Source organism: Deltaproteobacteria bacterium PRO3, from assembly GCA_030263375.1.
Classification (GTDB): domain Bacteria; phylum UBA10199; class UBA10199; order DSSB01; family DSSB01; genus DSSB01.
In genome coordinates this window covers 1-5,777 of the sequence record SZOV01000145.1, presented here as the reverse complement: position 1 = coordinate 5,777, position 5,777 = coordinate 1, and the positions used below count along the sequence as shown (strand labels likewise).

At 66.3% G+C, this 5,777-nt stretch carries 4 protein-coding genes; 2 read left to right on the top strand and 2 right to left on the bottom strand.

Going from position 1 to position 5,777, the window contains the following annotated elements; all coding sequences use genetic code 11:
- Positions 1-1,270 precede the first annotated feature (1,270 nt).
- Positions 1,271-1,897, bottom strand: coding sequence for a DUF4126 domain-containing protein (locus FBR05_14455; protein MDL1873378.1), 627 nt, complete (start codon positions 1,895-1,897; stop codon positions 1,271-1,273).
- Positions 1,898-2,410: a hypothetical protein gene (locus FBR05_14450; protein MDL1873377.1), complete on the bottom strand. Its 513-nt coding sequence runs from the start codon at positions 2,408-2,410 to the stop codon at positions 1,898-1,900. It lies immediately after the preceding gene.
- Between the two features lie 269 nt (positions 2,411-2,679).
- Here FBR05_14450 and FBR05_14445 point away from each other — a divergent pair, with 269 nt between their 5' ends.
- On the top strand, positions 2,680-5,202 hold the full coding sequence (locus FBR05_14445) for a PAS domain S-box protein (GenBank protein MDL1873376.1): 2,523 nt from the start codon (positions 2,680-2,682) through the stop codon (positions 5,200-5,202).
- Between the two features lie 113 nt (positions 5,203-5,315).
- A partial coding sequence (locus tag FBR05_14440) for a hypothetical protein (protein ID MDL1873375.1) occupies positions 5,316-5,777 on the top strand: 462 nt, incomplete at its 3' end.

Sequence of the window (5,777 nt, the reverse complement as noted above, 5' to 3'; positions counted from 1 at the left end):
AGGATTTCGAAGGCATCAAGGCGGAGTTTCGCCAAGCTTTGCGGACCCTCGACACCAGCGCAAACCTGGCCCCGTCGATCCGACTCAACGTCGGCCGCGTGGAGGAGAGGAACCTGCAAGAGTTGGCGGACATCCTCGGCGAGCAGCCCCTGCCCGATGGGCGCAAGATCACCGTCTTTTGGATGGAGCGGGGCGGCGGGCATGTGAGCTTCCAGCGGCAGGGCGAGATGGTCCGCGCCGAGTGGAAGGCTTTTCAAGCGCCGAGCCAGGCCTTTTGGCTGGCGCCGACGGAATCTCGCCTGGGGAATTTACAGGTGTACCGAGCCGAGTCCCTGACCGTCTATTCCTACGAAAGCCCCCGCAACTACGAAGTGCTGGTGGAAAGGGAGTTGCAAAGCCTCCACGCCAGGCTGGGATACCCCGGAAGCTTCGAGGCGCTGGACACGCGCAACGAGGGCGGCGCACGCCGGGGCGAGATTCTCGCCAAGCTGGGACTACATTGGTTGCGCGAGAACGGAAGCAGCCACAAAACCCTGAGTCCCAATGCCTATGCCGATTTCCTCGAGATCCACCGAATCCTGGAGCGCGCCCACGCGCTGCTGGACCTGGGCCTGCCAAGGCGTTTTATGGAGCGCCTCGGACCCATGAAATTGCGCAGCTACCGGGAGGTCGTCGAGGGGATCAACAAGGGTCGCGCCACAGCCGGGCAGAGCCTGCTGCTCCCCTTGGAGGAATTCGCCCCCGACCTCCCGGGCGACTACACCCTGCCGATCTCCGACGTGCTGCGCTGGGCCTTCGCGGACCAGCTCTTCAAGGACCGCGGCGGCAGCCGCATCCCGCTCGAGAACAATGCCCTGCGCCGCGACCCGCAGCGCCTCGGCCACATCTTCCGCGAGACCCTGCGCTCCCGGGCCTTGCCGCTCTTGGCCGCGATCAAGCTCGCCCGCAACGCCGGGGCCGGCGAGACCCTGGAGACCCTGATGGCCCCAGGGCGACGCGACCTGAGCACTTATCACGAAAAGATGCGGCAGGACCTGGCCTTCTTCCTCGGGGAGTGGAGCGAGATCGGCCGGGTCTTGAGCTCGGGGCACGGCGGCTTCCATCGCCGGTTTTTGGGGGAGATCCTCCACGGGCCGCGCGGCGTCCGAGGCCTCTACGGCCAGGTGCTCGAGGCCTTTCGGGATTTGCCGCCGGAGCTGCGCCGCCGCGAGCGGCTCGAGGACCTTCCCACCCTCGCCGACCTCGATGCGGCGCTGCGCGGGTCGCGGCCTTAAGGGAGATTGGCGTTTCGGAGCTCGGGCGGCGGCCTGCGAAACAAGCCGAGGAACTTCCTAAACATCCAACGAAAGCCCCGAAAGATCTTCGGGAGAAACCAGGCGAAGAAGAGCAAAAACACCGCCACGATCGCGAGCATCACGTAGGGGTGCTCGAACATGAACCAGAGGGAGAAGAAGACCATCAGGTCCTCGCCGACCGAGAGGAACCAGTTAGAAAAGGGCTCCGGGCTGGCGTTGACGGCCATGCGGACGCTCGACTTGGTGGCGTGGGCGGAGAAGGCGAGGCTGCCGCCGATCAGGGTGGCGGCGAGTTTCAGCTCGGGGCTCACCGGACCCACGGCCCCGTAGGCCAGGACCGCGCCGGCGGGGACGCGGATGAAGGTTTGGACGCTGTCCCAGGCCGTGTCGAAGGCGGGGATCTTGTCGGCGATGAATTCCACCAGATACAGAAACAATGCGACCCCGAAGACGGCGGGGTGGGTCAAGGGATGCAGGCCCTCGGGCAGGTCGAGCCAACCGATCTTGCCGAAGAGGCCCAGGAAGCCGACGGTCGCGTAGGCGTTTAGGCCGCTCGCCCAGGAGCTGCCCAGCATCAGGCTTAGGGTGGAGAGGGCGTCCATCTAAAGCCTATCGTACTCTTCTTGGAAGATTTGGTAAATCTCCGGATCGAGGAGGACCATTTCGACCCGCTCGAGGCTGGGGACCTCGGGCAATAGCCGGATGACCTCGGAGAGCATGATCTCGGCGCAGCGCTGCGGGTCGTAGTCGGAGACCCCGGTGCCGATGGCGGGGAAGGCGATGGAGCGCAGGTTCAATTCGGAGGCGCGGAGCAGGGAGTTTTTCACGCTGTCGTAGAGGGACTCGTCGCTGGTGGGCTCGTCGAAGCTCATGCTGGCGGCATGGATAATGTATTTGCACTTGAGGTCGCCGCCGCTGGTGACCGCCGCCTCGCCCCGGCCGATGGGGCCGATCTGGTCGCATTCCTCTTGGACCTGGGCCCCGCCCTTTTTGCGGATGGCCCCGGCGACGCCAGATCCCAGCCAGAGGTCGGTGTTGGCCGCGTTGACGATGGCTTCGGCCTCGCTTTCGGTGATGTCGCCTTTGAGGATGTGTATCTTGGCCTTGGCCGACATGACAGGCTATCTTAAAAACAAAGCCCGCCGAGCGTCAATCATTCCGATGCGACGTTTTGTAAGGAATTTTGTGCTGATGTTTGGGCTTGCGGGTTTTTTTCCTTTCCCCTAAGAAAATTTCCGACAACCTATCCCTGTGCCTTACGATAAGGCCGGACACGTCAAAATACGGGTAAGGGACGTTGCACTCCACCTACGGCAGGGGCCTACCGGGTTCTTTCTGGCTAAACACGGTTGCCGCGGCTGGGGGCTTTGAAAGGAAAAATCCGATGAATCCCACCCTGAATCTCCTTGAGGGCTCGAGGAGATCCGTAAACCCGCTCGCGTCCCGCGAGGCGGGAGTTTCCCATTCACTCGCGCAGATCCTCGACCGGGCGATATTCGCCGCGGCGGGAGCGGAGGGTCCCTTGCAAAGGGCCCTTGCCGAATCCGCGGATTTCGGATCGGCCCTGGGCCGGGTCTCGGCGACCCATCGCGCCGTCCTGGAGCGACGCTTGGGAGGAACGGCCCGGGCGGAGCTGGCCTCCTTGGCCCAAGAAGACGATCCCGAGCTGTTTTTGGAAGGCCTCTTGGCCTTCGCCCGGCGCCAGGAGGCGGCGGGGCATTTAGAAACTGCTGCAGAATTGTATGCGGCTTTGGTTCAAGTGGCCGACGCTGTAGGGGCTGTTCGCGAACGGCCCCTACGAGTCCGCGCGCAAGAACATCTCGATGCCCTCGTCGGCCGGGGCGCCGCCGGTCCCCGTGCGGAATTCCTCCTGCGGCGCCTCGCTCAAGAGGCGACCGAGCCCTCGACCCTGGTCGCCATGACCGCGGCCGGGGCCCTCTACCGCGTCACCCGCCTGGCGGCCCTGGGGCGCCTGGCGGCGAGCCCTCACGCCAATCTGTTCACGCGCGGCTTCGGGGCCCGCGCCCTCTCCGGCCTGGCCGGCTTCGCGCTGGAGGCGCCGGCTTTCACGCTCGGCGGCCGCCTTGCCAGCGAGGCCTTGGGCCGAAACCCGGATTGGAGCGGAGCGGCGCTGAGTCGCGATATCGCCTCTAGCTACCTCGTCCTCGGCGGATTGCGGTTGGCCGGCTGGGCCAGCGGCGCGGCCTATCGCGGCCTGGCCAATCCCGGCGGCGCCATCCGCGAGCGGCCCCTGCAGATGCTGTTCCAGCAGGGGGGCATGCTGGCGGGGATCATGCTCGGTCATTCCCTCGAGACGCGTCTGGGTCTCAGGCCCCAGGTCGCCGGCGCCACGACCCTCATCGATTCCTTGGCCCTGCTCGTCCAATTCAACGTCGCCGGCCGATTGGGCCACCACGCCTTCGGCCCGCGTTTCGCCGCTTGGGAACGCGGTCTCGACGCGCAAACCGAGGCGCTGGCCCGCGAGAATCTTGGCATCCGCCGACCCTGGCGCGGAGGCTTTTCTTCCGGGCCCCTTCCGGCCTTGGCCGCGGCGGGCCCCGCCGCGCCGGAGCTCGGCCGCCGCCCGGTGGAAGACCTGTTGCGCGGTCTCCAGGTCCACATGTCGAAGATGGACGAGGGCGGCATGGGCGGCCGCGGCCCGGAGCATTCTGCGGGGGGCCGTGGCGGTGCCGCCCCCGGCGTCGATCCCAACCGACTGGATCGCGACATCTCGACCTTTCTCCTGACGGCCGGCGACAACTTCGAGGCGGGCCTGCGCACCTTCATCGACAGCCAGCCGATCGCGACCGCGGTGGCGCGGCTCGAGCGCAACAACAACGACTTCGGGCGCATCTTCATGGCCAACCGCAAGTTCACCGAGCTCTTCGGCTACAGCGAGGCGGAGGCGGGGCAGCACAACATCACCTTCTTCTTCAACAAGCTCAGCCTGCCCTTCATCGCCTCCCGCATTTGGGGGATCTTCCGGGGCGGCATCTTCGCGCCCAGCAACATGAAGTTCCGGCATCGCGACGGAAACTGGGTCGATATCGTCGGCAGCGGGGTCATCAAGGACGTGGCGGGGCATTCCATCGCCTTCGGTTTCTACGAGCCCCGCAGCGAGGCCGGCCGCGGCGAGCGCTCTCAAAAACAGCTCCTCGACGCCCTGAGCTCGGGCAACCGGGAGGCGCCCCTGCGCAGCAACGAAGGCGTCTTCGAGATGGAATCCGTCTCCGAGCTCAGCGCCCAGCTGACCCGCAGCGGGTCGCCGCTGCTGCAGCGGGTCCTCGAGCAGGACCTGCGCGTGCGCATCACCAACATGCCCTGGGTCCACGCCCCCGAGAGCTATGCCGACCCCCTGCTCCGTTATTTCAACCTCCAAGCCCGCAAGCTGGAGTTTCCCTTGGGGCGCCGGGTCGTGGTGGAATTTCCCGCCACCGACAGCCGCCCGCGCACCTCGATCACGATGGTAAAGTTCAACGAGGGTTTTAGGGCCTTGGGCCTGGCCGAGGCCGATGCCAACGCCCCCGCCGCCGAGCCGCCGACCGGCGCGCGACGGACCACGGCGCCCGTCGCCGCGGTCACCGAGCCCGCCGCCGAGGCACCGACGCCCACCGACGCCCGATCCGCCGCCGCCTTGGAGCGGTTGCAAAGCCAATTGGGCGCGGCCTTGAGCCGCGAGAGGGAGAGGATCGCGCGAGAGGACGTCACCTTGACCTTAAGCGGGCCTTTCGACGCGGCTTTTCTCTCCCAAAACCTGGAATCCCTGACCGGGGAGCTGCAGGCCCTGACCCAGAACCGCATCCCGATACCCTTGGGGCGTCTGGTCACCCTCGAGATCCCGACGGAGCGGGGGACGGTCCGCTTGGTCTACAAGAAGGTCCTGCTCAATTTCGAGCGTCTCGAGTAGCCGTGGAAATTTACCGCGCCGAGGCAACCAATTTCGGGGTGGGTCGAAAAGCGGGGCATCCAAGCAGCTTGAATTAATGGGTTCTTCGAAGGGATTTCCGGGTGTCCACGCCGATGATTGCCAGCATAGCCACGTCCTCGCTCGCCCCCTTGAGGGGTATTAGCCGCGTTTGGGAGCCAGCGACCCGTCGGGAGTTGCAGTTTTTGGCCCGCGAGGGCGACGCGGAGCTGCGCGCCGAGGGCCTGCTGGCCCTGGCCCGTCGGGAGGAGGCGGCGGGGCGCCTGGAGGTGGCGGCGGAGTTGTATGCGGCGGTGGTGCAGGAGGCCGACGCCGTAGGGGCCCTTCGCGAACGGCCCCTACGGACCCGCGCCCAAGAGGGCCTCGATGCGATTCTGGGCCGTGGCGCCTTCGGCCCCCGCGCGGAATTTCTCTTAAGGAACTTGGCCCAGCAATCCAGCGACCCGGCGATGCTCTTTGCGATGGGGACGGCGGGGGCGGTGTTTCGCATGACGCGGCTGGCGACCTTGTCGCGGCTGGCCTCGACGCCGAATCCGGGGATCTTGACGCAGCTGATC